General features: G+C 70.7%; 22 protein-coding genes and 2 tRNA genes. 3 read left to right on the top strand and 21 right to left on the bottom strand.

The window, feature by feature from the left end; all coding sequences use genetic code 11:
- Positions 1–38 precede the first annotated feature (38 nt).
- The 3 genes from OG349_RS24740 to OG349_RS24730 form a co-directional block, all read right to left on the bottom strand.
- Positions 39–111 (bottom strand) — tRNA-Ala (locus tag OG349_RS24740).
- Positions 112–238: 127 nt separating this feature from the next.
- Entirely contained in the window at positions 239–472 is a 234-nt protein-coding gene (locus OG349_RS24735) for a hypothetical protein (RefSeq protein ID WP_161312004.1), read from the bottom strand.
- A gap of 192 nt (positions 473–664) precedes the next feature.
- A complete protein-coding gene (locus OG349_RS24730) occupies positions 665–2,050 on the bottom strand; it encodes an MFS transporter (RefSeq protein WP_327236676.1) in 1,386 nt (461 codons plus the stop codon).
- A 234-nt stretch (positions 2,051–2,284) separates the two neighbouring features.
- On the opposite strand from OG349_RS24730, the gene OG349_RS24725 reads away from it, so the two are divergent.
- The gene (locus tag OG349_RS24725; protein ID WP_327238707.1) at positions 2,285–3,142 is read left to right on the top strand and encodes a helix-turn-helix transcriptional regulator; all 858 of its coding nucleotides are present in this window, start codon (positions 2,285–2,287) and stop codon (positions 3,140–3,142) included.
- A 94-nt stretch (positions 3,143–3,236) separates the two neighbouring features.
- Entirely contained in the window at positions 3,237–3,905 is a 669-nt protein-coding gene (locus OG349_RS24720; RefSeq protein ID WP_327236675.1) for a hypothetical protein, read from the top strand.
- A gap of 60 nt (positions 3,906–3,965) precedes the next feature.
- Here OG349_RS24720 and OG349_RS24715 read toward each other — a convergent pair.
- The 7 genes from OG349_RS24715 to OG349_RS24685 form a co-directional block, all read right to left on the bottom strand.
- Positions 3,966–4,038, bottom strand: a tRNA-Ala gene (locus OG349_RS24715).
- 68 nt (positions 4,039–4,106) lie between these two features.
- Complete coding sequence (locus OG349_RS24710; protein WP_327238706.1) at positions 4,107–4,760, bottom strand: histidine phosphatase family protein; 654 nt, start codon at positions 4,758–4,760, stop codon at positions 4,107–4,109.
- Complete coding sequence (gene rsfS, locus OG349_RS24705) at positions 4,757–5,188, bottom strand: ribosome silencing factor (RefSeq protein ID WP_327236674.1); 432 nt, start codon at positions 5,186–5,188, stop codon at positions 4,757–4,759. The genes OG349_RS24710 and rsfS overlap by 4 nt, the downstream gene beginning before the upstream one ends.
- Positions 5,189–5,302: 114 nt before the next feature.
- On the bottom strand, positions 5,303–7,015 hold the full coding sequence (locus OG349_RS24700) for an LCP family protein (protein WP_327236673.1): 1,713 nt from the start codon (positions 7,013–7,015) through the stop codon (positions 5,303–5,305).
- Between the two features lie 19 nt (positions 7,016–7,034).
- Positions 7,035–7,670 carry a nicotinate-nucleotide adenylyltransferase gene (gene nadD, locus OG349_RS24695; RefSeq protein WP_161312009.1) on the bottom strand — a complete coding sequence of 212 codons (636 nt, stop codon included), beginning with the start codon at positions 7,668–7,670 and terminating at the stop codon, positions 7,035–7,037.
- A gap of 38 nt (positions 7,671–7,708) precedes the next feature.
- Complete coding sequence (locus OG349_RS24690; RefSeq protein ID WP_327238842.1) at positions 7,709–7,948, bottom strand: hypothetical protein; 240 nt, start codon at positions 7,946–7,948, stop codon at positions 7,709–7,711.
- A 6-nt stretch (positions 7,949–7,954) separates the two neighbouring features.
- Positions 7,955–8,107, bottom strand: a complete 153-nt coding sequence (locus OG349_RS24685; RefSeq protein WP_202534241.1) for a hypothetical protein — start codon at positions 8,105–8,107, stop codon at positions 7,955–7,957.
- Positions 8,108–8,227: 120 nt separating this feature from the next.
- Here OG349_RS24685 and OG349_RS24680 point away from each other — a divergent pair, with 120 nt between their 5' ends.
- Positions 8,228–9,301, top strand: a complete 1,074-nt coding sequence (locus OG349_RS24680; RefSeq protein ID WP_327236672.1) for a M48 family metallopeptidase — start codon at positions 8,228–8,230, stop codon at positions 9,299–9,301.
- Between the two features lie 51 nt (positions 9,302–9,352).
- Here OG349_RS24680 and OG349_RS24675 read toward each other — a convergent pair whose 3' ends face one another.
- The 11 genes from OG349_RS24675 to OG349_RS24625 all read right to left on the bottom strand — a co-directional run bounded on the left by OG349_RS24675 (position 9,353) and on the right by OG349_RS24625 (position 21,448).
- Positions 9,353–10,459 carry an SCO2583 family membrane protein gene (locus OG349_RS24675; RefSeq protein ID WP_327236671.1) on the bottom strand — a complete coding sequence of 369 codons (1,107 nt, stop codon included), beginning with the start codon at positions 10,457–10,459 and terminating at the stop codon, positions 9,353–9,355.
- A gap of 231 nt (positions 10,460–10,690) precedes the next feature.
- Complete coding sequence (locus OG349_RS24670; RefSeq protein WP_327236670.1) at positions 10,691–11,314, bottom strand: SCO2584 family spore wall biosynthesis protein; 624 nt, start codon at positions 11,312–11,314, stop codon at positions 10,691–10,693.
- A gap of 63 nt (positions 11,315–11,377) precedes the next feature.
- Complete coding sequence (locus OG349_RS24665; protein WP_161312013.1) at positions 11,378–12,661, bottom strand: glutamate-5-semialdehyde dehydrogenase; 1,284 nt, start codon at positions 12,659–12,661, stop codon at positions 11,378–11,380.
- A 106-nt stretch (positions 12,662–12,767) separates the two neighbouring features.
- Positions 12,768–13,298, bottom strand: coding sequence for a hypothetical protein (locus tag OG349_RS24660; protein ID WP_327236669.1), 531 nt, complete (start codon positions 13,296–13,298; stop codon positions 12,768–12,770).
- A 184-nt stretch (positions 13,299–13,482) separates the two neighbouring features.
- Complete coding sequence (proB, locus tag OG349_RS24655) at positions 13,483–14,628, bottom strand: glutamate 5-kinase (protein WP_161312018.1); 1,146 nt, start codon at positions 14,626–14,628, stop codon at positions 13,483–13,485.
- Positions 14,629–14,734: 106 nt separating this feature from the next.
- Positions 14,735–15,343, bottom strand: coding sequence for a dTDP-4-dehydrorhamnose 3,5-epimerase (rfbC, locus tag OG349_RS24650; RefSeq protein ID WP_327236668.1), 609 nt, complete (start codon positions 15,341–15,343; stop codon positions 14,735–14,737).
- Between the two features lie 116 nt (positions 15,344–15,459).
- Complete coding sequence (locus OG349_RS24645) at positions 15,460–17,451, bottom strand: glycosyltransferase family 2 protein (RefSeq protein WP_327236667.1); 1,992 nt, start codon at positions 17,449–17,451, stop codon at positions 15,460–15,462.
- 149 nt (positions 17,452–17,600) lie between these two features.
- Positions 17,601–18,395: a class I SAM-dependent methyltransferase gene (locus tag OG349_RS24640; RefSeq protein WP_161307623.1), complete on the bottom strand. Its 795-nt coding sequence runs from the start codon at positions 18,393–18,395 to the stop codon at positions 17,601–17,603.
- A gap of 82 nt (positions 18,396–18,477) precedes the next feature.
- Positions 18,478–19,344 carry a dTDP-4-dehydrorhamnose reductase gene (gene rfbD / locus OG349_RS24635; RefSeq protein ID WP_442806415.1) on the bottom strand — a complete coding sequence of 289 codons (867 nt, stop codon included), beginning with the start codon at positions 19,342–19,344 and terminating at the stop codon, positions 18,478–18,480.
- Between the two features lie 29 nt (positions 19,345–19,373).
- Entirely contained in the window at positions 19,374–20,384 is a 1,011-nt protein-coding gene (gene rfbB / locus OG349_RS24630; RefSeq protein WP_327236665.1) for a dTDP-glucose 4,6-dehydratase, read from the bottom strand.
- Entirely contained in the window at positions 20,381–21,448 is a 1,068-nt protein-coding gene (locus OG349_RS24625) for a glucose-1-phosphate thymidylyltransferase (RefSeq protein ID WP_327236664.1), read from the bottom strand. The genes rfbB and OG349_RS24625 overlap by 4 nt, the downstream gene beginning before the upstream one ends.
- Positions 21,449–21,578: the final 130 nt, after the last annotated feature.

Below are 21,578 nucleotides of genomic sequence, written 5' to 3'. Positions count from 1 at the left end.
CTTCTTGATGTGCTCTTCGTTGTGAAGGTGATGCGCTGTGGAGCTAAGGAGAATTGAACTCCTGACCTCTTGCATGCCATGCAAGCGCTCTACCAACTGAGCTATAGCCCCGCGCCGGGTCTCCCCTGCGGTGTCGCCAACATTAACGGTCCCTCCCGCCGAGCACCAAATCGATTCCCCTCCGTACGGAGACGCCCGGTACCGGGCGTCCTCCGCGACCGTCTCGCGAAGGACGTCGTCAGGCGGTCGCGAAGGAGTAGAAGCGTTTGAGCGTGCAGTGTTCGTCGAGGAGACGTCCGTAGATGGGCTCGCCTTCGAGCTCACGGTAGGTCTCGATCGGGTCGCCTTTTATGATCAGTGCCCGTGCGCACTCCTCGCACCAGTACTGGAAGTCGGCGTGGAGCGGATCCATGTCCCTGACGATCGGCGTACCGCTGCCGCACCAGTCGCACTTACGCCTGTGAGCACCCATCACTCAGCTCCGGCCGCGGCCGCGGACCTCCGTCGTGGCAGGCAGGTCATCGTCCCCCTCGACGCCGCTGGCGGACATGCGCGCTCTCCCTCCGGGTCCAGGCCGGCGTCCCCCTCCGGCCGTCCGATTCTGCCACGCCCGCGCAACGGGGTCAGCATGAAAAGGCCTGCCGGTGAAGGCTCATAGCGGACGTCAGCGCACGGTAGGGGCCTTTCGCCCGGTGACGGAACCGGCCGCCGCGCCCAGGACACTCGCGCCGGCGAGCGCGAGCATGCAGATCCACAGCGCGTCCGCGGCCGCGCCGGGTCCCGAGGCGTCCAGACGGTTCAGGAAGAGTGTCCCGAATGTCGCGACCCCGAGCAGCTGGCCGAGTTGGGTGACGGTGGCGAGCAGTCCGCTGGCGTCGGCCGCGTCCTCCTGGCGTACGGTCGCCAGCGCGCGGGCCAGTACGGGGCTGAAGCCGAGCGACAGTCCGCCGCCGAGGCCCATGAACGCGGCGTACATCGCGACACCGCCGTCACCGACGTCGCGCAGCACCCATCCCACGGCGACGGACGAGACGGCGGCCAGCGCGAACCCTCCCGGGACCAGGGCCTTGTGCAACCGCTGGGGCCAGGTGCGCCAGGTCAGGCCGATCACACCGAAGACCACCGCCGTCGGCGCGAAGGACAGTCCCGCGCGCAACGGGCTGTAGCCCAGGGCACCTTGGATGTAGAGGGTGAGGGAGAAAAGGAAACCGGCGTTGACGGCCATGACCAGCAGGATGCGCACGGCCGCCAGGGCCATCCCCGGAATGCGCAGCACACGCGGGGCGATCAGTGGCGCTCCGCCGTTGCGCGCGAGCCGGGACTCGAACACGAGGAAACCGCAGAAGAACACCACGGACGCCCCCAGTGACAGCCAGGACCACAGAGGCCAGCCCTCCTCCTGACCGAGCACCAGCGGTACGGTCAGCAGCGACACGGCCCCGGCCAGCAGCACCAGGCCCGGCAGGTCGAGCGAGCGCGAGCGTTCCGGTTCGCCGCGCCGGTCCTTGGGCAGCACCCGGGCACCGAGCACCAGAAGGACCGCCCCCACGGGCACGTTGACCAGGAAGACCGGCCGCCAGCCCTCCCCGAACAGGTCGGCGCTGACGAGCAGTCCGCCCACGACCTGCCCGGCCGCTGCCCCGGTGGCGAGCACGGCGGCGTACGCGCCGAGCGCACGCCCGCGCCCCTCGCCGGTGAAGTTGCGCTGGATGAGGCTGAGCACCTGAGGGATCATCAGGGCCGCGCCGGCGCCCTGGACCAGCCGGAAGGCGATCAACTGCCCCGTACCCGCGGCCAGTCCGCAGGCGAGCGAGGAGACGGTGAAGACGGCGAGCCCGCCGAGGTACATCCGCCGGTGGCCCAGCAGATCGCCCAGCCTGGCCCCGGTGATCAGCAGGACGGCGTACGAGATGGTGTAGCCGGCGATCACCATCTGCAACCCGGCGCCGGAGGCGTGGAGTTCGGTACGGATCGTCGGAGCGGCGACGTTGACGATGAAGACGTCGAGCAGCGCCATGAACTGGGCGGCGAGCACCACCGCGAGCAGCATGCCGGGCCGCTTGTCAGTGGTACCGGTTTTACTGGATCGAGCAGATCGAACAGATCGAACGGATCCACCGGGATGAGCGGAGGTCGTGGCTGCGGGGCTCGCGGCCGAAGGGGTCGTGGTCATGGCACCGAGCCTGCGGTGCTTCGGATACGGGTAACCAGAGCCCCTTGATGCTGGTACTGGCACCACCTGGCAGCGGCCTCTCCGGAAGCGCACGATGGGGGCGTGACAACGATGACCGTGCGGCACACCACCAGCGGCAGCCGGCGCAGGCCCGAGCTGGCGGCCTTCCTGCGCAGCCGCCGGGCCCGGGTGACCCCCGCCGACGTCGGCATGGCCCCGGGGCTGCGCCGCCGCACCCCGGGCCTGCGGCGCGAGGAGGTCGCCCAGCTCTCCGGGGTGGGTGTGACCTGGTACACGTGGCTGGAGCAGGGGCGCCCGATCAACGCCTCGGCCCAGGTGCTGGACGCCATCGCGCGCACGCTCCGCCTGGACCGTACCGAGCGGGAGCATCTGTACCACCTGGCGGAGGTGCCGCACGACCCGGATCCGGAGACGGACGCGCCGACCGTCACCCCCGAGGTCCAGGGCATCATCGACGCGCTCGACCCGCTCCCCGCGGTGATCTACAACGGGCGGTACGACATCCTGGCGACCAACGGGGCGTACACGGATCTCTTTGAGGAGATACCGCGCCCCGCCGGCCCGTGGAACGTGCTGTGGGTCCTGTTCACCGTGCCCGACACCCGCTGCCCGCTGGTCCATCCGGAGAGGGAGCTGCCGATGATGGTGGCGACCCTGCGGGCCACGTACGGACGCCATGTCGGGGAGCCCGTCTGGGAGTCGTTCGTCCGCCGCCTGGCCCAGGCGAGCCCGTACTTCGCCGAGCTGTGGGAGCGGGGGGACGTGGCGCCGTCGGGCGCCAGGACGAAGACCTTCCACCACAAGGAGGTGGGCGAGATACGGATGACGTCGGTGTCGCTGGCGATCGCCGGCCTGCCCGAGTGCCGGATCGTCGTCTACACCCCGGGCGACGAGGAGAGCCGCGACCGCACGGCGCTCCTGCGCGCACGACGCGCCCCGACACCCTGAGGCACGGCCGCCGCGAGGCCGGGAGGCGCCCTCTACTGAGCCGCGCGTTCCGCAACTACCTTCTACGAAAGGTGTCGTCGCCACAGGGGGGCTTGTGCGAAGAGTGCTGCGCGAATTGCTGGTTCTGCTGGTCGCCGGGGCGGGGCTGGTGCTGGCGGGGCCCCAGGCCGCGTACGCCCACGGGCCCGTCGAGATCCCGGCGAACGCGCCGGGCGGAGTCTCGGCCACGTTGACGTTCGGGGGCGCGGTCGTACCGCAGCCGTACACCCCGGACCCGACCGCCTACTTCGGCCCGAACAAGTGCCAGTTGATCTATCACGACTACAGCCCGACGCCGGGCTGCGGCGGATTCACGTTCCGTACGGAGCTGCATCACGTACGCGAACAGCCCGGCTTCGCCGAGGGTCTGGGCGGAGGGTCCTTCGCGGCGCACGCGGACACGGAGCGCACCTTCGGCTGTCTGGACGGCGCGGGTGCCTTCCGCTGGGACACCGCGTTCGTGGTGCGGACGGAGGAGACCCCGCTGGCGCCGGTCTACTACTTGACCGACATGAGCTACCTCCTCAGCGAGTTCCGCGCCACGGCGTCCGGGGATCTGGGGCCGCCGTACTTCCTCAACTTCGAAGCGGTCCCGTTCACCTGCCCCGCGGGCACGACACCGATCCAGTACGGCCTCAAGGTGACGAACCTGCGGCTGTCCGTGACCGGCTCGCCGGTCTTCGGGACCCAGTCGTGGACGGCCGCGGGCCCCTTCTACGGCTGACGCACAGCAAAAATCCCGTCCCCTGCGGGGGACGGGATCCTGATTCCGTGCGACTGATTGTGGAGCTAAGGAGAATTGAACTCCTGACCTCCTGCATGCCATGCAGGCGCTCTACCAACTGAGCTATAGCCCCTCGTGCCCTGCGCGCTCGCGCGCTTCGGACTAGAAGAACTTTAGCCTGCGACCAGCCCGAAAGTGAAATCAGACGTCGTCGCCGAGAACCGGCTCGGGAAGCGTGCCGGCGTTGTGCTCCAGGAGCCGCCAGCCCCGCGCACCCTCGCCGAGGACGGACCAGCAGCAGTTCGAGAGACCCCCGAGGCCCTCCCAGTGGTGCGCCTCCAGGCCGAGCAGCCGCCCGATGGTGGTACGGATCGTGCCGCCGTGGCTGACGACGACCAGCGTGCCGTCGTCCGGCAGCTTCTCGGCGTGCCGGAGCACCACCGGCGCGGCCCGGTCGGCGACCTCGGTCTCCAGCTCGCCACCGCCGCGCCGCACGGGCTCGCCGCGCTTCCACGCGGCGTACTGCTCGCCGAACCGCTCGACGATCTCCTCGTGGGTCAGCCCTTGCCAGTCCCCCGCGAAGGTCTCGCGGAGCCCGGCGTCGTACGCGATCTCCAGGCCGGTGAGGCCGGCCAGCTCGGCGGCCGTGGCCGCGGCCCGGGAGAGGTCGGAGGCGACGATCGCGTCGGGCCGCAGGGACGCCAGCAGCCGCGCGGACCGCCGCGCCTGGGCCACGCCCGTGGCGGTCAGCTCGATGTCCGTGGAGCCCTGGAAGCGGCGCTCCAGGTTCCAGGCCGTCTGGCCGTGCCGCCACAGGACGATGCGGCGTCCTCTGCCGCGTCCGCTGCCGTTCAGCTCAGCTCACCGTCCGTGTCACCGGCGATCCCGGCGGGCTCGGGGGCCTTCGTGCGGGTCTTCACGGCGTCCTCGGGCAGGGGCAGCTCGGGGCAGTCCTTCCACAGCCGCTCCAGGGCGTAGAAGACCCGCTCCTCGGTGTGCTGCACGTGGACGACGATGTCGACGTAGTCGAGGAGGATCCAGCGGGCGTCGCGGTCGCCCTCGCGGCGCACCGGCTTGACGCCGAGCTGCTTCTGGATCTGCTCCTCGATCTCGTCGACGATCGACTTGACCTGGCGGTCGTTGGGTGCGGACGCGAGCAGGAAGGCGTCCGTGATCGACAGCACATCGCTGACGTCGTACGCGATGATGTCGTGCCCGAGCCGGTCGGCGGCCGCCTGGGCGGCGACGGTGACGAGCTCGATGGAACGTTCGGTTGCGGTCACAAGCAGGCTTTCGTGTCGGCGGTCGTGGAGAGAACCAGGATCTCACGGACCGCCGACACCGGGCGCAGCTCGCCCGCCCCGGCCGGGTCGCGCGCGGCCGGGCCGGGTCAGGACTCAGTTCGGGGAGTAGTCCTGACCGAGGACGACCGACACGTCGGCGTTGGCGGCGGGTGTGCCCTTCTTCACCGCGTCGGTCGGCAGCCCGAGGGTCTTGGCGACCTCCACGGCCTGTTCCTTGATCGCCGCGTCACCGTAGATGACCTGCGAGGACGCCTCCGCGTCCGCCGAACCGCCGTCCACGTAGCTGTAGCCGCCATTGATCACGGCGGTACGTGCGGCCTCGGCCGCGCTCGTGCCGCCGCTGGCGTCCTCGACCCCCACGCGCAGGGCGCTGCCCTTCTCCGGGGCGCTCACCGAGCCGCCGAGAATGTCCTTCACCACACCGGCGACGGCGGAGTCGCTGAGGGTGCCGTCGGGCTGCACGGGCAGGAGGGCCGTCTTGTAGTCGCCCTCCTTCGCGTGCAGGGACAGCTTGGCGAGGGCGGCTCCCAGGTCGGCCTCGGTCAGGGACGGGTCGAGGATCTGCCCGAGGGTCTGCACGGTGACCGTCGCGGCCTTCGGGTCGTCGGACATCTTCCGCAGCACCCCCTGGAGGACCTGGCCGAAGCGCTGGAGCTGCTTGGCCTCGGGCTCGCCGGGTCCGCGGTACGTGGCGTACGCGACGGCCGCCTTGCCGCTGAGGGTCTGGTTCTCGCCCTTCCGCACCACCGGCTGGTCGCCCTTCTTCGCGCCGGGCACGTCCGTGTCGGTGGTCAGGTCGATGTTGCCGACGAGCTGGACGAGGTTGTCCAGGTACGGGGTGTCGAGCCGCCAGGTGCCCGAGATCTCGGTGCCGAGCAGGGTGCCCAGAGCCTTGCGGGTGGTGTCGGAGCCGTCGTCGTCCACGGACTTGCCGAGCGTCACGCCGGAGCCGTCGTCGCCCTCCACGGAGAGGGAGTTGGGCAGCAGGACGGTGGTGCCCTGGCCGGTTGTGGCGTTGTTGACGAGCAGCGCCGTGGAGGTGCCCTTCGCCTTGGTGTTGTGCAGGTGGACGACGATCACGTCACGCTTCTGCGCGCCGCCCGCCGCGGTGCTCCCCTTCGTGTCCGCCCCGGCGGAACCGGGCAGCTTGCCCGCGTACCAGAGGTAGCCGGCCCCGCCGGCGACGACGAGTACGACGGCGACGACCAGGGCCACCACCCGGGACCGGCCCCGGCGTTTGGCCTCCTCGCGCCGCTCGGAGCGGCTCTCGGTGAACTTGAGCCAGTCGATGACGTCCTCGGAGTCCTCGTCGGGCTCCTCCGTGAAAGCGAACTGTTCGTCGACGGCGGGGCGCCGCTGCTCGGGGACGGCGGCCTGGCCGGCCGCGGGGGCGGCCTGCCGCGGCCGCTGCGGCGACTCCTGCTGTGGCTCCTGCTGTGGCTCCTGCTGCTGCGGGATCCACTGCTGGGTGGCGTCGACGGCGACGGGCTGCTGCGCCTGCTGCTGCCCGGTGTCGTAGCCGTACGCGTCGTACCCGTAGCCGTCCTGCTGCTGCGGAGGAGGCTGAGGATGCTGCTGCCCGTAGTTCTCGTAAGGCTGCGGGGCCTGCGGCTGGGCATACGGGTCGTACGTCTGCCGCGGCTGGGCCTGTTGCTGATGCTGCGGCTGCTGCGGCTGTCCGTACGCGTCGTACTGCTGCGTCTGAGGCTGCTCGTACACCGGCTGCCCGTACTCGTCGTACCCGACGATCCGAGGCTGTGCGTAATAGGGGTCGTACGGGTCGTACGGCTGCTGCTGGTCGTTCACCGGTGTCCCTCTCCGTGACTCATTCGCCGCGGTACAACTGCCTCTTGTCGATGTAACGCACCACACCGTCCGGGACCAGGTACCAGACCGGATCGCCCTTCGCGACGCGCTCCCGGCAGTCCGTGGACGAGATCGCCAGCGCCGGGACCTCCACCAGCGAGACACCGCCCTTGGGCAGCCCGTCGTCCGTCAGGTCGTGGCCGGGCCGCGTGACCCCGATGAAGTGGGCCAGCGAGAACAGCTCTTCGTGGTCCCGCCAGCTCAGGATCTGCGAGAGCGCGTCGGCCCCGGTGATGAAGAAGAGGTCCGCGTCGTCGTTGCGGGAGCGCAGGTCCCGCAACGTGTCGATCGTGTACGTCGGCCCGCCGCGGTCGATGTCGATGCGGCTGACCGAGAACTGCGGATTGGACGCCGTGGCGATGACCGTCATCAGATAGCGGTCCTCCGCCGGGGAGACCACCTGACGACTCTTCTGCCACGGCTGTCCGGTCGGTACGAACACCACCTCGTCGAGCTGGAACCGTATGGCGACCTCACTGGCCGCGACCAGGTGCCCATGGTGGATCGGGTCGAAAGTCCCGCCCATCACGCCGAGTCGGCGCCTGCCCCGGCCGGGGGCCGCGACGGGGCCGGCGGGCGTCTGCTGCTCTCCCATGCGTGCAGAGCGTACTTGCACCGGGTTACGTACCGGCCTCAGCGGTCGCGGTTGAAGCGGGTGGTGATCCACAGCAGCAGGAGGAGGCCGAACAGCGCGCCGCCGCCCGTGAGGTACGGGCTGAGGCTTTCGTGGTTGCCGCCGCCGTGTTCGGCGCCCTCGGCGAGCGTGACCAGGTTGGCGGCGGTGCCGGTGAGGCTCATCTTCAGCAGGCCCTTTTCGTCGGGAGTCGGTGAGACGTCGCGCACATCGTATGCGGGCGCGTCGGGCACGCTCACGCCGACTCAGTCGTTGTTGTCCTTGTCGCGGTAACCGCGCAGCAGGAACCAGGCGAGCAGAGCGACTCCGACCAGGGAGACGACGAGCACGATCCGGATCGTATCGCCGGGCCCCTGCTGGTCGGAGGCCGCGGCGAGCAGTGTGGCGGGGAAGGGCATGTCGGCTGTGCTCCTAGCTGTTCTCGGGCTTCACGGGCCCCCGTCACACGGTAGACGCACCACCTAGGGTGGGGCTCGTCAGGGGGACGGGCCTTGGACTCGTACGAACAGGGGGCATCCATGACAGAAGAGATTCACGACAACGTGCCGAGCAGGCAGCGCAAGCGCTTCCCGGGCATCTCCTCACGCGCGTACGAACATCCCGCGGACCGCTCGGCGCTGGTGGCCCTGCGCAAGCTCACCGGTTTCGACACGGTGTTCAAGGCGCTGAGCGGGCTGCTGCCGGAGCGCAGTCTGCGGCTGCTCTTCCTGTCGGACTCGGTGCGCGTGAGCGAGGCCCAGTTCGCGCACCTCCACACGATGCTCCTCGACGCGTGTTACGTACTGGACCTGGCGAAGGTCCCGGCGATGTACGTGACGCAGGACCCGCGGCCCAACGCCATGTGCATCGGGCTGGACGAGCCGATCATCGTGGTGACCACGGGGCTGGTGGAGCTGCTCGACGAGGAGGAGATGCGGGCAGTCGTCGGCCACGAGGTGGGCCACGCCCTGTCCGGCCACTCGGTCTACCGTACGATCCTGCTCTTCCTCACCGGCCTCGCGCTCAAGGTGGCGTGGATCCCGCTCGGCAATGTCGCGATCATGGCGATCGTGACGGCGCTGCGCGAGTGGTTCCGCAAGTCGGAACTGTCGGCGGACCGGGCGGGACTGCTGGTGGGTCAGGACCTCAAGGCGTCGATGCGCGGCCTGATGAAGATCGCGGGCGGGAACCACCTGCACGAGATGAACGTGGACGCGTTCCTGGAGCAGGCGGAGGAGTACGAGGCCGGGGGCGACCTGCGCGACTCCGTCCTCAAGATCCTCAACGTCCTGCCCCGTACGCACCCGTTCACCACGGTGCGGGCGGCCGAGCTGAAGAAGTGGGCCGAGAGCCGTGACCACCAGCGGATCATGGACGGCCACTACCCGCGCCGCGACGCGGACAAGGACACGTCGGTCGCGGATTCCTTCCGCGAATCGGCCTCGCACTACGCGGACACGGTCCGCACCAGCAAGGACCCGCTGCTGAAGCTGGTCGGTGACCTCGCGGGCGGCGCGGGGGACCTGGGCGGCAAGCTGCGCGACCGCTTCACCGGCGGTACGGCGGGGCCGAAGACCCCGCCGAACGGCGAGGCGGCGGAGGGCCAGGCCTGACAGGCAGGCCCGCCGATGGATGGCGCGAGCCGGGCCGGGCCCTTCACGGGTCTACGGCTTCGGCTCCGCCCCCGTCGACAGCATGCCGCACAGGCCCGTCCCGATCGGGCCGGTGGCGAACGGGTTGGTGCCGGGCGGGCGCTCGGCCACCGTGGTCCGCGCCCCCGCCAGGAGGGGCCGCAGCGTCCTGGGCGGCGCGGCCGAGCAGGCCTGCGGCCCGACCTGGGCCTGGCTCAGCAGCAGCTCGGCCTGGTGCTTCGCCAGGTCGTTCTGGTCGAAGCGGAAGCGCAGCTCGCGCCGGACGGTGAACAGCGAGGCGTCCCGTACGGGCTCCGCCGACGACGTGGCGGGCCGCAGCGCGTAGACGAAGGTGTGGTCGGAGCTGACCTCCAGGATGCCCGGCCCCGTCTCCTCGACGCGCAGCGTGCCGTGCACGCGTACCTCGTCGGCGGCCGGGGCCACCTTCGCCGGGTCGAAGCGCACCAGCCACCCCGCAGGGACGTGCCGCCCGTCGTCCGCCGGCGTGCTGAAGCTCCGGTCGAACTGGGTCAGCTGGTCGGGGTCGAGCAGCGCCCGTACGGGCCGCACCGTGCGGCCCGCGAGGACGTCCGGGTCGAGCGAGGACGCCACGAGGTAGTCCTTGACGGTGGTCAGCGCGGCGACGACCTGGCTCTCGGTGAAACTTCTGGTCCCCCGCACACCCGGCAGGGTGATCCCGGAGGCGCCCGCGCGGAACTGCGCGGCCGGACTGTGCGCGAAGAGGTCGTCGGGGGTGCCGCCCGGCACCCGCCCGGCCGGGGCCAGCGGGATGACCGTCATCCGCAGCGCCTCGGCCGTGCCGTGGGTCGAGGGCCGGTACGGACTCCGTACGCCGAGGTAGATCGCGGTACCGAAGGCCAGGGCGACCACCAGGAGCAGGACGAGCGCCTGCCGGGGGCCGCGCATGAAACCGCGCCGCTTGCCCCGCCTGACGTGCTTGGGCGGCAGGCTGCGGACGGCCGCGTGGGCGTGGTCGCCGCCCAGCCGCTCCCGCGCCGAGTACTCCTGGAGCCGCGCAGCGCGGATGAACGATTCGTCGAACACGACGGACCGGTACTCGTCATCGCCGTTGGGGGAGCCCTCGGGTGCCCCTTCAGGTGGCTCTCCGCGCCCTGCCATACCTTCAGGGTAGGTCGGCGGGGGCGAACATAAACGCTCCGCCTCGGGGCGAGTTCCGCCGGACGGCGCTGGTCCGTTCGGGTGAGCGGGTCCCCGGATCACGGGCGAGCCGGCTCCCGGATCACCCCGGCGCGGCGCAGCGCCGGGCGGTGGTCAGGGCGTGTCCGGTACGGCCGTGGTCAGGGCGTGTGCGGTACGGCCGTGGTCAGGGCGTGTGCGGTACGGCCGTGGTCAGGGTGTGTGCGGTACGGCGCCGGTCGCCGGGGCCGTACGGTCCTGGTCCCGGTCCTGGGAGACCCCGCCCCCCGGCCCGATCACGGGACCGATGACCGGCGCGCCCGAACGGGTCATGTCCACCCCGGTCGTGGCCGGCGCGGGTGCCGGTTCCTGGCGGCCGCTCGCCGCCCCCCGGTAGACGGCGCTGAAGGCGAGCGCGACCATCCCGATGCCCAACAGCAGGGCGAGGAGCCAGGCGACGGGCCGGTGCCAGCGGGCGTTGCCTCGGTACGGGCGCAGGGCGCCGCCGTGCGGTCCGTACGGCCCCGCGTACCCGTCCGGGTCGTCGGGGTCGTATCCGTACCCGTCCTCGCGGTCGCATCCGCCGCCGGGCCCGTAGAACTCGTCGTAGAACTCGTCGTCCGGCGGGCCGCCCGACCGCAGGCGGGCCGCCTCCGCGGCGGCGCGTGCCTCGGCGGCGGCCAGCAGCCGCTCGACCGCGCTCGGTTCGTGGAAGGTGGCGGACTTGATGAAGGCCTCGTCGAACACCACGGAGGCGAAGTCCTCGTCCGCGCCTCCGCGGTCGTCGTCGGGCTCCCAGCCGTCCGGGAACGGCCTGCCCCCCACGTCGTCCGGCACGATCCCAGGGTAAACCGGGCGAGTCGTTTTGGGCAGGCGGAGTCCAAAGTCCGGGTCGTCACCTCACCTGGTGTGACCGTCGCCGGTCACGATGTACTTGGTGGAGGTCAGTTCGGGCAGCCCCATCGGCCCGCGCGCATGCAGCTTCTGGGTGGAGATGCCGATCTCCGCCCCGAATCCGAACTGCCCGCCGTCGGTGAAACGGGTCGAGGCGTTCACGGCGACCGTCGTGGAATCCACCAACTGGGTGAACCGTCGGGCGGCGGCCTGCGAGGTGGTCACGATCGCCTCGGTGTGGCCCGAGGACCAGAGCCTGATGTGGGCGACGGCGGAGTCCAGCGAGTCCACGACGGCCGCGGCGATGTCGTACGACAGGTACTCCGTCTCCCAGTCCTCCGCGGTGGCCGCCACGACGGTGGCCTTGGTGCCGCCCGCGTAGGCGAGGACCCGCTCGTCGGCGTGCACCGTCACGCCCGCGTCGGCGAGCGCGTCCAGCGCGCGGGGCAGGAACGCGGCCGCGATGTCCTGGTGGACGAGCAGCGTCTCGGCGGAGTTGCAGACGCTGGGCCGCTGCGCCTTGGAGTTGATCAGGATGTCGACGGCCATGTCGAGGTCGGTGTCGGCGTCGACGTACACATGGCAGTTGCCCGTACCTGTCTCGATGACCGGGACGGTGGACTCCTCGACGACCGTACGGATCAGGGAGGCGCCGCCGCGCGGGATCAGGACGTCGACCAGGCCGCGCGCCCGCATCAGCTCGCGTACGGAGTCACGGCCCTCGCCGGGCACCAGCTGGACGGCGTCGGCGGGCAGCCCGGCGCCTCCGACGGCGTCGCGCAGCACCCGGACGAGCGCGGTGTTGGAGGAGATCGCGGAGGACGAGCCGCGCAGCAGCACGGCGTTGCCCGACTTGAGGCACAGGGCGGCGGCGTCCACGGTGACGTTGGGGCGGGCCTCGTAGATGATCCCGACGACGCCGAGCGGCACCCGTACCTGCCGCAGGTCGATGCCGTTGGGCAGCGTGGAGCCTCGGACGACCTCGCCGACCGGGTCGGGCAGGGCCGCCACGTCCCGTACGTCGGCGGCGATGGCCCGCACCCGCTCGGGGGTGAGGGTCAGCCGGTCGATGACGGTCTCGGTGGCCCCCGCCTCCCGGGCGCGCGCCACGTCCTCGGCGTTGGCCGTGACGATCTCGTGGGTACGGACCTCCAGCGCGTCCGCGATCGCCAGGAGTGCGTCGTCCTTGGCCGCGCGCGGCAGCGGCGCGATGTCGGCGGCGGCCGCGCGGGAGCGGTAGGCGGTCCTGGCGACCGGGGAGAGATTGTCGTACGGCGAGAGCGAGGTCATGCCCGCAGGGTAGTGCGCGCCCTGCGGGCATTCCGCACCTATTCCGCACTCCGAGACACTTCACGGGACACGTGTGGGACACGTGGGACCGGGTGCGGCGGACGGGTCAGAACGGATGGACCCCCACGGGCGCGGCGGGCGGCGGCCCATACCCCTCCGCGATGCGCTGGTGGTACGTCTCGCGGTCGATGACCTCCAGGCCCACGATCTCCCACGGCGGCAGCTTCGCGCTGGACCGGTGCTCCCCCCAGAGCCTCAGCGCCACCGCGGCCGCGTCGTGCAGGTCCCGGGCCTCCTCCCAGTAGCGGATCTCCGCGTGGTCGTTCGCGTACCGGCTGGTCAGCAGGAAGGGATGGTCGTGGGCCAGCTGTTCCAGGCCACGTCTGACCTCCGTCAGCGGAGCCTCGGAGCCCGAGACGCTGAGTGTGATGTGCCAGAGCTTGGACACCTGGCGCTCTTCTCCCCGCGCTTCCTTTCCCGATCCGGCCTCCCTCTGTGGCTCGTCGTCGCCGCCGTCGCGGTCGAAGTCCTGTCCCGCTTCGACGCTGGTCAGGGTTCGTGTCTTCCCCGCCACCCGCCGGGCGTGGGCACTGCCGCCGTTCCCTCGGGGCACCGCCCCCGGGCGCGCTCGTCTCACCAGCGGCCTCCTGTTGTTGCTGCGTCGTCGTGCTGTTCCCCTGTGGACCGACCGGTCCTGCTCCCGGGGATCGCTCCTGGGATCGTCCCCCGGATTACCCCTGCGACAAAGTTGACCAGCCCGGGCGCCGACGTGGGGCGGTTTTCCCCAAGGTCCCTGTTCGACGGTGCCGGTTTCAGCCGTTTCAGGGCCGCGGGCCCGGGTGGAGGATCACCAGATCGTCTCTGTGTACGACCTCGCGTTCGTAGGCGGGGCCCAGCTCACGGGCCAGTTCGCGGGTGGAACGGCCGAGGAGCTGGGGGATCTCTTTCGCGTCGAAGTTGACGAGCCCGCGGGCGACGGCGCGGCCCGCCGTGTCCCGCAGTTCCACGGGGTCGCCGGCGCTGAACTCCCCCTCCACAGCGGCGATTCCGGCCGGCAGCAGCGAGGTGCGGCGCTCCACGACGGCCCGTACGGCGCCGTCGTCCAGGGTGAGGGCGCCCTGCGGGGTGGAGGCGTGGGCCAGCCAGAGCAGGCGGTCGGCCGAGCGGCGTCCCGTGCGGTGGAAGTACGTGCCGGTGTCGCGGCCCGCGAGCCCGTCGGCGGCGTGGCTGGCGGAGGTGAGCACGACCGGGATGCCGGCGGCGGCGGCGATCCTGGCGGCCTCGACCTTGGTGACCATGCCGCCGGTGCCCACGCCCGCCTTGCCCGCGCTGCCGAGGGACACGCCCGCGAGGTCGGCGGGGCCGCGCACCTCGGCGATCCGAGTGGTGCCCGGGGTGCTCGGGTTGCCGTCGTAGAGCCCGTCGACGTCGGAGAGGAGGACGAGGAGGTCGGCACGGACGAGATGGGCGACGAGCGCGGCCAGCCGGTCGTTGTCGCCGAAGCGGATCTCGTCGGTGGCGACGGTGTCGTTCTCGTTGACGACGGGGACGGCGCCCATGCCGAGGAGTTGGTCGAGGGTGCGGTACGCGTTGCGGTAGTGGGACCGGCGGCTGGTGTCGTCGGTGGTCAGGAGCACCTGGCCGACCCGTATGCCGTAGCGGGCGAAGGAGGCCGTGTAGCGGGCGACCAGGAGCCCCTGCCCGACACTGGCGGCGGCCTGCTGGCGCGCCAGGTCCTTGGGACGTCCGGTCAGGCCGAGCGGCGCCAGTCCGGCGGCGATGGCGCCGCTGGACACCAGGACGATCTCCTTGGGGCCGGTCTCGCCCGGCGCCTGCTCGCCGTTCCCGCCGCGCACCGTGGCCAGGACGTCCACGAGGGCGTCTACCCGGTCGGCGTCGAGCCCGCCGGAGGCGGTCGTCAGCGAGGAGGAACCGACCTTGACGACGATCCTGCGGGCCCCTGCCACCACGTCCTGCCGTACCGCTGCCACGTGCCTTGCCTCTGCTCTCACTGTCGAGCCGCCTCCCGGCCGGTCAGCGTACGCGCACCCGGGCGGCGGGCGCCGGGCCTTTTCAGCCGCTGAGACGGCGGCCGCGCAGCTCGCTCCTGAACGACACGCAGTCCTCGTACGCGGGCAGCAGGCCCTGCCGTTCTGCCTCGGCCAGGGTGGGCGCCTCGGCGTCCTTGGGAGAGAGCAGCGGGGGGATGTCGGCGGGCCACTCGACGGCCAGCGCGGGGTCGAGCGGGTGGACCCCGTGCTCGCGGGTGGGCGCGTACCCCTCGGAGCAGAGGTAGACGACAACGGTGTCGTCGGCCAGCGCGAGGAAGGCGTGCCCGAGCCCCTCGGAGAGGTAGAGCGCGTGGTGGGTGTCGTCGTCGAGCCGGACGATCTCCGACTGCCCGTACGTGGGCGAGCCGACCCGGATGTCCACGACGGCGTCCAGGACCGCGCCGCGCACGCACTTGACGTACTTGGCCTGGCTGGGCGGCACGTCGGCGTAGTGGATCCCGCGCAGGGTGCCGCGTCTGGAGACGGAGTAGTTGGCCTGGGCGAGGTCGAGGTCCTGGCCGGTCGCCTCCCGGAAGTCGGCGGCACGGAACCACTCGTGGAAGCTGCCGCGCTCGTCGGGGAACACCTTGGGTTCGTGGATCCAGGCGCCTTCGATGGACAGGGGTCGCATGATGTGTGGTGATTCCTCGCTGTGGCCGTACGGAAGCGGGCGTACGGAAATGGTCGGACGGACTTGGTCAAGCGGAAGTAGGCATGCGGACGGGGTCGGTCACAGGGCGGCCGGAGTCATCGCGCCAGGGCGCGGCGGACCCGGCCGAGCACACGCCGCAGCAGGGACCGCCGGACGGGAGCGCCCTTCGGTGCGGCGGCCTTCTTCCGCTTCGGCAGCGCGGTGGCCGCGACGACCCTCGCCACACCGTCGTCGGTGAACCGCAGGCCGACAGGCAGGACCGTCCAGCGGGGTGTGCCGCGCTTCGCGGACGGCAGTCCCAACTCGACGTGCCAGGCCCGGCCGGTGAGCGTGTCCACGGGCAGCTCCGACGAGAGGAGCGCCCCGTCGCCCTTGGGCACGAGCGTGGCGGGGCTCTCCGCCTTCGCGCCGCTCGTCGCGTCCGTCAGGCGCAGCGCCACATCTTCCGGGTCGGCGGCATGCAGCCGCAGCGGTACGGAGAGGCTGCCGTCGTCGTACGTCACGTGGACGGGGGCGATCCTCGCGACGTCGCGGTCGAAGCGGCTGGTGGCGTGGTCGACGTCCAGCGACAGATTGCCGTACGGCTCGGTCCAGTACGGCAGCACCAGCCGCCGGGGCGTACCGCTGAGGGTCCCCTGGCGGGCCGCGTCCACGGTGTCCGCGCGGACGGCTCCCAGCCGGGCCTCCTTGGTCCACCCGCAGGCGCTGATGCGGAAGTGGATGTCCCAGATGCCGGGGCCGAGGGGGGCGCGGTTGGCGGCGGTCCCGGGGTCCACGGCCGACTCGGCCCGCAGGACGAGCCGGAAGGCCCCGTCGGCTCCGTCGGCCGGCACCCGCTCGCGCGTGAACTCGACGGGCTGGTAGAACTCGGCGGCCGTGGAGCGTTCCCGTACGACGAGGTCGACCTTCGCCTGGTCCACCGGGGCGCGGGTACTGGCACCCGCCTCCCGGATCGCGGCGGCGGTCTCCTCGCCGAAGGGCAGGTCGAGGCGGGCCTCGCCGTCCTCGGTGAGGAACGTGAGCGGGGAGCCGGCCACCTGGTACTCGGCGGTGAAGCCGATCCGCAGCGCCCCGGTCTCCCAGCCGAGCGTCTCCAGCCGTCCGGTGGGCTTGATCCCGGCCTCCCACCGGGCCAGTTCCTCCAGGTCGGCGAACCGGTCGGCGGTCACCAGCGCGGCGACGACCTGCTGGGTGGGCTGGAGCCCGGCGGCGACCCCGGGGCCCATGCGCTCGACGACCACCCCGCGGATCTCGTCGTACAGCTCACGGCGGTAGTCCTCGGGCAGGGCCAGGAGCCGGCGCCCGCGCAGCCTCTCCACCATCTCGTTGCGCAGCCAGCGGCGGTAGAGCTTGTCGCGCAGCGCGCCCGGCTCGGTGTTGCGCTCGACGACATCCAGCGCCTCGCGGAGGTTCTTGAAATAGCCGACCGGGTCGAAGCGCTGGAAGCCGGCGTTCGAGGCGTCCTCACGCTTGACGTGGTAGTAGCAGAGATAGTCGCTCAGCACCGCGGTGTTCGAGGCGAGCAAGTAGGTCTCGGCGACAAAGACATGGTCTTCGAGGCGGCGCCGGCCTTCCTTGAATCGGATGTTGTTCCGGTCGAGGAATTCCTTGCGGAACATCTTGTGCGGGGTGAGGCTGTCGATCAGCGGGGCATTCCCGACGTTCGCGTGCGGCCGATTGACGCGGAACAGTTCCAGCGGGACCGGCCTGCCCTTGCCGGCCATCTTTCCGACGATCACATCGGCATTGTTCTCGACGCCGTATTCGTACATGCGCTCAAGGGCTTCGTCGCCGAGCCAGTCGTCATTGTCGACGAACATCACGAACTCACCCCGGGCCGCGCCGATCCCGACGTTGCGGGGCTTGCCGGACCAGCCGGAAGGCTCCTGGTGGATCACGTGCATGTGGGGGTGCTCGGCGGCGAGCCGGTCGAGCCGTTCGGGGGTTCCGTCCGTCGACCCGTCGTTGACGAAGATGGCTTCGTACGTGTCGTCAGGCAGGCTCTGGCGCAGCAACGAGGCAATGCAGTCCTCGATGTACTGACCGGGGTTGTACACCGGAATAACCACGCTGACCTTGACGGACATGCGATAAGCCCCACTGGTGAAAGCGCCCCGGCGTCTGGTCGCGGGACATCGGAAACCCACAATATCGTCTGGCCGTAAGGCAGCGGGATCGCCGTCCACAGCTTCGGCCGCCCGGTCCGTAAATCATTCCGGACCGGGCGGCCGGCGGTTCAGCGTCCGACGGCCTCGATCTGCTTGCGCAGCGGACCGAACGCGGAGCGCCCGCGGCGCAGGTCACGGGCGCGGGTCAGCTGACGCCAGAAGTCGGCGGTGAGGACGGTCTCGGGGGCGATCGCGTTCTTGCGCACGATCACCTCTTCCGGGACGGCCTGGGGGTCCGGTACGACGTACTCCTCGATGATCTTGTCGTACGCGTCCTTGAGGACCGTGCTCGTCGGGTCGGCGCCGAAGATCAGCACCACACCCGTCGGCTGCGTGTCGACCTCGACGACCAGCAGGTCGGGGCGGAAGCGGCGGAGCACGGTGGCGACCTTGTAGACGTCCCCGGTCCACGCGTCGGTGTGGCGGTCGCGGGCGGCCTCGTCGATGTTGCGGGGCAGCATGTCGTCGAGCACGATCACGCTGGACCAGCGCGCGTGGCGCTCGACGTTCATGAAGTCGCGCAGGGCGAACTCGAAGAGGTGCATGCCGTCGATGAACGACAGGTCGAGCTTGGGGTCGCCGCCGAACAGCGCGAGGGGGTCCTTGCGGGCCAGCGCGCGGAACGGGTTGCGCTGCGGCCGCAGGTGCAGCAGGGGGTCCTTGCGGGCGAAGAAGTCGTCGCTGGTCGCACGCACCAGATGGACGTCGCAGCTGATCGCCTTGACCACCTTGAAGGCGGGGTCGACCGCTACGGAGGGAACGCGGGAGAGAGCCAGGCTGCGACCGTCGTTGACCCCGATCTCCAGGTAGGTACGGGGTTTGTAGACGCGGTGCAGTTGACGCAGGAAGCCGTGGCGATCCACTGAGGGCCCTTCACTCAGAAGCAAACATTGGAGTCGTTAATTCCGAGTGAAGGTAGTCCCTCCGCCGACAAAACGTAAATGGCTACCGGTTGGTAGCAGCGCCTCCGCGCTCGCTCTCCAGCAAGGCGGGGAAGGCCTCCGCGAGAGCTTCACGCCACTCCCTCATCGGTCCGAACCCGGCCTCCTTCCACCGGTCGTGTCCCAGCACGCTGTACGCGGGGCGGGGTGCGGGCCGGACGAAGGCGTCGCTGGTCGTGGGGCGTACCCGGGCGGGATCCGCGCCCAGCAGCCGGAAGATCTCCCGGGTGAGGCCGAACCAGGTCGTTTCGCCCCCGTTCGTCCCGTGGTAGACACCGGCCGGCGCCTCGCCCCGCAGGGCGTGCCGGCCGAGGCCGGCCAGGCGCTCCGCGAGGTCCGCCGACCAGGTCGGCTGACCCCTCTGGTCATTCACCACATCGAGGGTGTCCTTGACACCCTCCAGCTTGATCATTGTTCTGATGAAATTGCCGCCGCCGGCACCGTAGAGCCACGCGGTACGGATCACGAACCCGGTCTCCGGGAGCGTCTCCAGCACGGCGCGCTCCCCGGCGGCCTTCGTACGGCCGTAGGCGTTGATCGGCGCCAGCGGGCTGTCCTCCGGGTACGGGTCCCCGGCGTCGCCCGCGAGGACGTAGTCCGTGGAGACGTGGAGCAGGAGGGCGCCGGAGTCCCGGCAGGCCTCCGCGAGGACCCGGGGTCCCGTGCCGTTGACCGCGAGGGCCGCCTCTTCCCCGGCCTCGGCGTCGTCCACCGCCGTCCAGGCCGCGCAGTTCACCACCACGGCGGGGCGGTGCTCGTCCAGGACGGCCCGTACGGACGCGGGGTCGGTGATGTCCAGGGCGGCCCTGCCGAGCCCCGTGACGGCCTCTCCGTCCGCCGTGAGCCGGGCCAGGAGGTCCTGGCCCAGCATGCCGCCCGCTCCGGTGACCAGCCAGCCGCTCACAGCGCCGCACGCTCCTTGAGGGGCTCCCACCACGCGCGGTTGTCGCGGTACCACCGCACCGTCTCGGCGAGGCCGGTGACGAAGTCCTTGCGCGGCTCGTACCCCAGCTCGGTACGGATCTTGGCGCAGTCGACGGAGTACCGCCGGTCGTGGCCCTTGCGGTCGGTGACGTACTCGACGCTGGTGTCCCAGTCCGCCCCGCACGCCTCCAGGAGCAGCCCGGTCAGTTCCTTGTTGGACAGTTCCGTACCGCCGCCGATGTTGTAGACCTCGCCCGCGCGGCCCTTCGTACGGACCAGCTCGATGCCCTGGACGTGGTCGTCGATGTGCAGCCAGTCGCGTACGTTCCCGCCGTCGCCGTAGAGCGGGACCTTCCCGCCGTCCAGCAGGTTGGTGATGAACAGCGGGATGACCTTCTCGGGGAAGTGGTGGTGCCCGTAGTTGTTGGAGCAGCGGGTCACGCGCACGTCGAGGCCGTGGGTGCGGTGGTACGAGAGCGCGATCAGGTCGCTGGACGCCTTCGCGGCGGAGTAGGGCGAGTTGGGCGCCAGCGGGTCGGTCTCGGGCCAGGAGCCCTCGTCGATGGAGCCGTAGACCTCGTCCGTGGAGATGTGCACGAAGGTCTTCACCCCGGCGCGGTGCGCGGCGTCGATCAGGGTGTGCGTGCCGACGACGTTCGTACGGACGAACTCGGCGCCGCCGTCGATGGACCGGTCGACGTGCGACTCGGCGGCGAAGTGCACCACCTGGTCGTGCTCGGCCATCAGCTTGGCGACCAGTTGCGGGTCGCAGATGTCTCCTTCTACGAAGGAGAACCCGGCGTGGTCGCGGACTTCGTCGAGGTTGGCCGGGTTGCCCGCGTAGGTGAGCTTGTCGAGCACGGTGAGGGCGACGTCACCGGGGCCCTGGGGACCGAGCACCGTACGGACGTAGTGCGAGCCGATGAAGCCCGCCCCGCCGGTCACCAGGATCCTGGTGGGACGGCCGGATGTGGCGGAAGTGGTCATGACGAGATCTGCACCTTGCTGTGGTCGCCGAGGACGAGGCGGTGGGCGGACGGGTGACGGGGGGCGGGGGTGACCTCGACGCTGCGGCCGATCAGCGACGCCTCGACCCGGCGTACACCGGTGATGGAGGCACCCCGCAGGATGATGGAGTACTCGATCTCGCTGTCCTCGATCGTGCACTCCTCCGAGACCGAGGTGAAGGGACCGATGTAGGCGTCGCTGACCACCGTGTCCGCGCCGATGATCGCGGGGCCGACGATCCGGCTTCCGGTCACCTTCGCGCCCTTCTCGATCCTGACCCGGCCGATGATCTCACTGTCCGCGTCGACGGTGCCTTCGCAGAACGGCTCGATCCGCTCCAGCACCGAGCGGTTGACCTCCAGCATGTCGGTGACGTTGCCGGTGTCCTTCCAGTACCCGGAGATGGTCGTGGAACGGACGTCCTTCTTCTGGTCGATGAGCCACTGGATGGCGTGGGTGATCTCCAGCTCGCCGCGCCAGGAGGGCTCGATGGACCGTACGGCCTCGTGCACGGCCGGGGTGAAGAGGTAGACGCCGACCAGCGCGAGGTCGCTCTTGGGCTGCTTCGGCTTCTCCTCCAGGGCCACCACCCGGCCGCCGACGTCGAGTTCGGCCACGCCGAAGGAGGTCGGGTTGGGCACCTGGGTGAGCAGGATCTGCGCGTCGGGCCGGTCGGCGCGGAATCCGTCGACCAGACCGGAGATACCGCCGACGATGAAGTTGTCACCCAGGTACATCACGAAGTCGTCGTCGCCCAGGAATTCGCGGGCGATCAGCACGGCGTGCGCCAGGCCGAGCGGGGCCTCCTGCTGGAGATAGGTGATCCGCATTCCGAATTGCGAGCCGTCGCCGACCGCTTCACGGATCTCGTCGGCGGTGTCCCCGACGATCACCCCGACCTCCGTGATGCCCGCTTCCGCGATCGCTTCGAGGCCGTAGAAGAGCACCGGTTTGTTCGCCACCGGTACCAGCTGTTTGGCGGAGGTGTGCGTGATGGGGCGCAGACGGGTACCCGCCCCGCCGGACAGCACGAGAGCCTTCACGTTTTCCCGACCTCACTGAAGATTGTTCCTGCGCGGGCTGATACGGATCAGCCCGATTTTACCCAGCGTTTCCCCTCAGGGCGGTACACGGCCACGTCCGGACACGCTGCCGGCGGCGCCGGGCACCCCG

This window comes from Streptomyces sp. NBC_01317, from assembly GCF_035961655.1.
In the GTDB taxonomy this organism is placed as follows: Bacteria; Actinomycetota; Actinomycetes; order Streptomycetales; family Streptomycetaceae; genus Streptomyces.
This window is presented reverse-complemented; position numbering and strand designations above follow the sequence as displayed.

Bases quoted from the DNA above. Each gene is read 5' to 3' on its own strand.
- OG349_RS24725 (WP_327238707.1), top strand. From the start codon at position 2,285: ATGACCGTGCGGCACACCACCAGCGGCAGCCGGCGCAGGCCCGAGCTG.
- OG349_RS24665 (WP_161312013.1), bottom strand. From the start codon at position 12,661: ATGACCTCGCTCTCGCCGTACGACAATCTCTCCCCGGTCGCCAGGACC.
- OG349_RS24730 (WP_327236676.1), bottom strand. From the start codon at position 2,050: ATGCTGCTCGCGGTGGTGCTCGCCGCCCAGTTCATGGCGCTGCTCGAC.
- nadD (WP_161312009.1), bottom strand. From the start codon at position 7,670: ATGGGAGAGCAGCAGACGCCCGCCGGCCCCGTCGCGGCCCCCGGCCGG.
- OG349_RS24685 (WP_202534241.1), bottom strand. From the start codon at position 8,107: ATGCCCTTCCCCGCCACACTGCTCGCCGCGGCCTCCGACCAGCAGGGG.
- OG349_RS24675 (WP_327236671.1), bottom strand. From the start codon at position 10,459: ATGGCAGGGCGCGGAGAGCCACCTGAAGGGGCACCCGAGGGCTCCCCC.
- rfbB (WP_327236665.1), bottom strand. From the start codon at position 20,384: ATGACCACTTCCGCCACATCCGGCCGTCCCACCAGGATCCTGGTGACC.
- rfbD (WP_442806415.1), bottom strand. From the start codon at position 19,344: ATGCTGGGCCAGGACCTCCTGGCCCGGCTCACGGCGGACGGAGAGGCC.
- rfbC (WP_327236668.1), bottom strand. From the start codon at position 15,343: ATGCGACCCCTGTCCATCGAAGGCGCCTGGATCCACGAACCCAAGGTG.
- OG349_RS24645 (WP_327236667.1), bottom strand. From the start codon at position 17,451: ATGTCCGTCAAGGTCAGCGTGGTTATTCCGGTGTACAACCCCGGTCAG.
- OG349_RS24735 (WP_161312004.1), bottom strand. From the start codon at position 472: ATGGGTGCTCACAGGCGTAAGTGCGACTGGTGCGGCAGCGGTACGCCG.
- OG349_RS24680 (WP_327236672.1), top strand. From the start codon at position 8,228: ATGACAGAAGAGATTCACGACAACGTGCCGAGCAGGCAGCGCAAGCGC.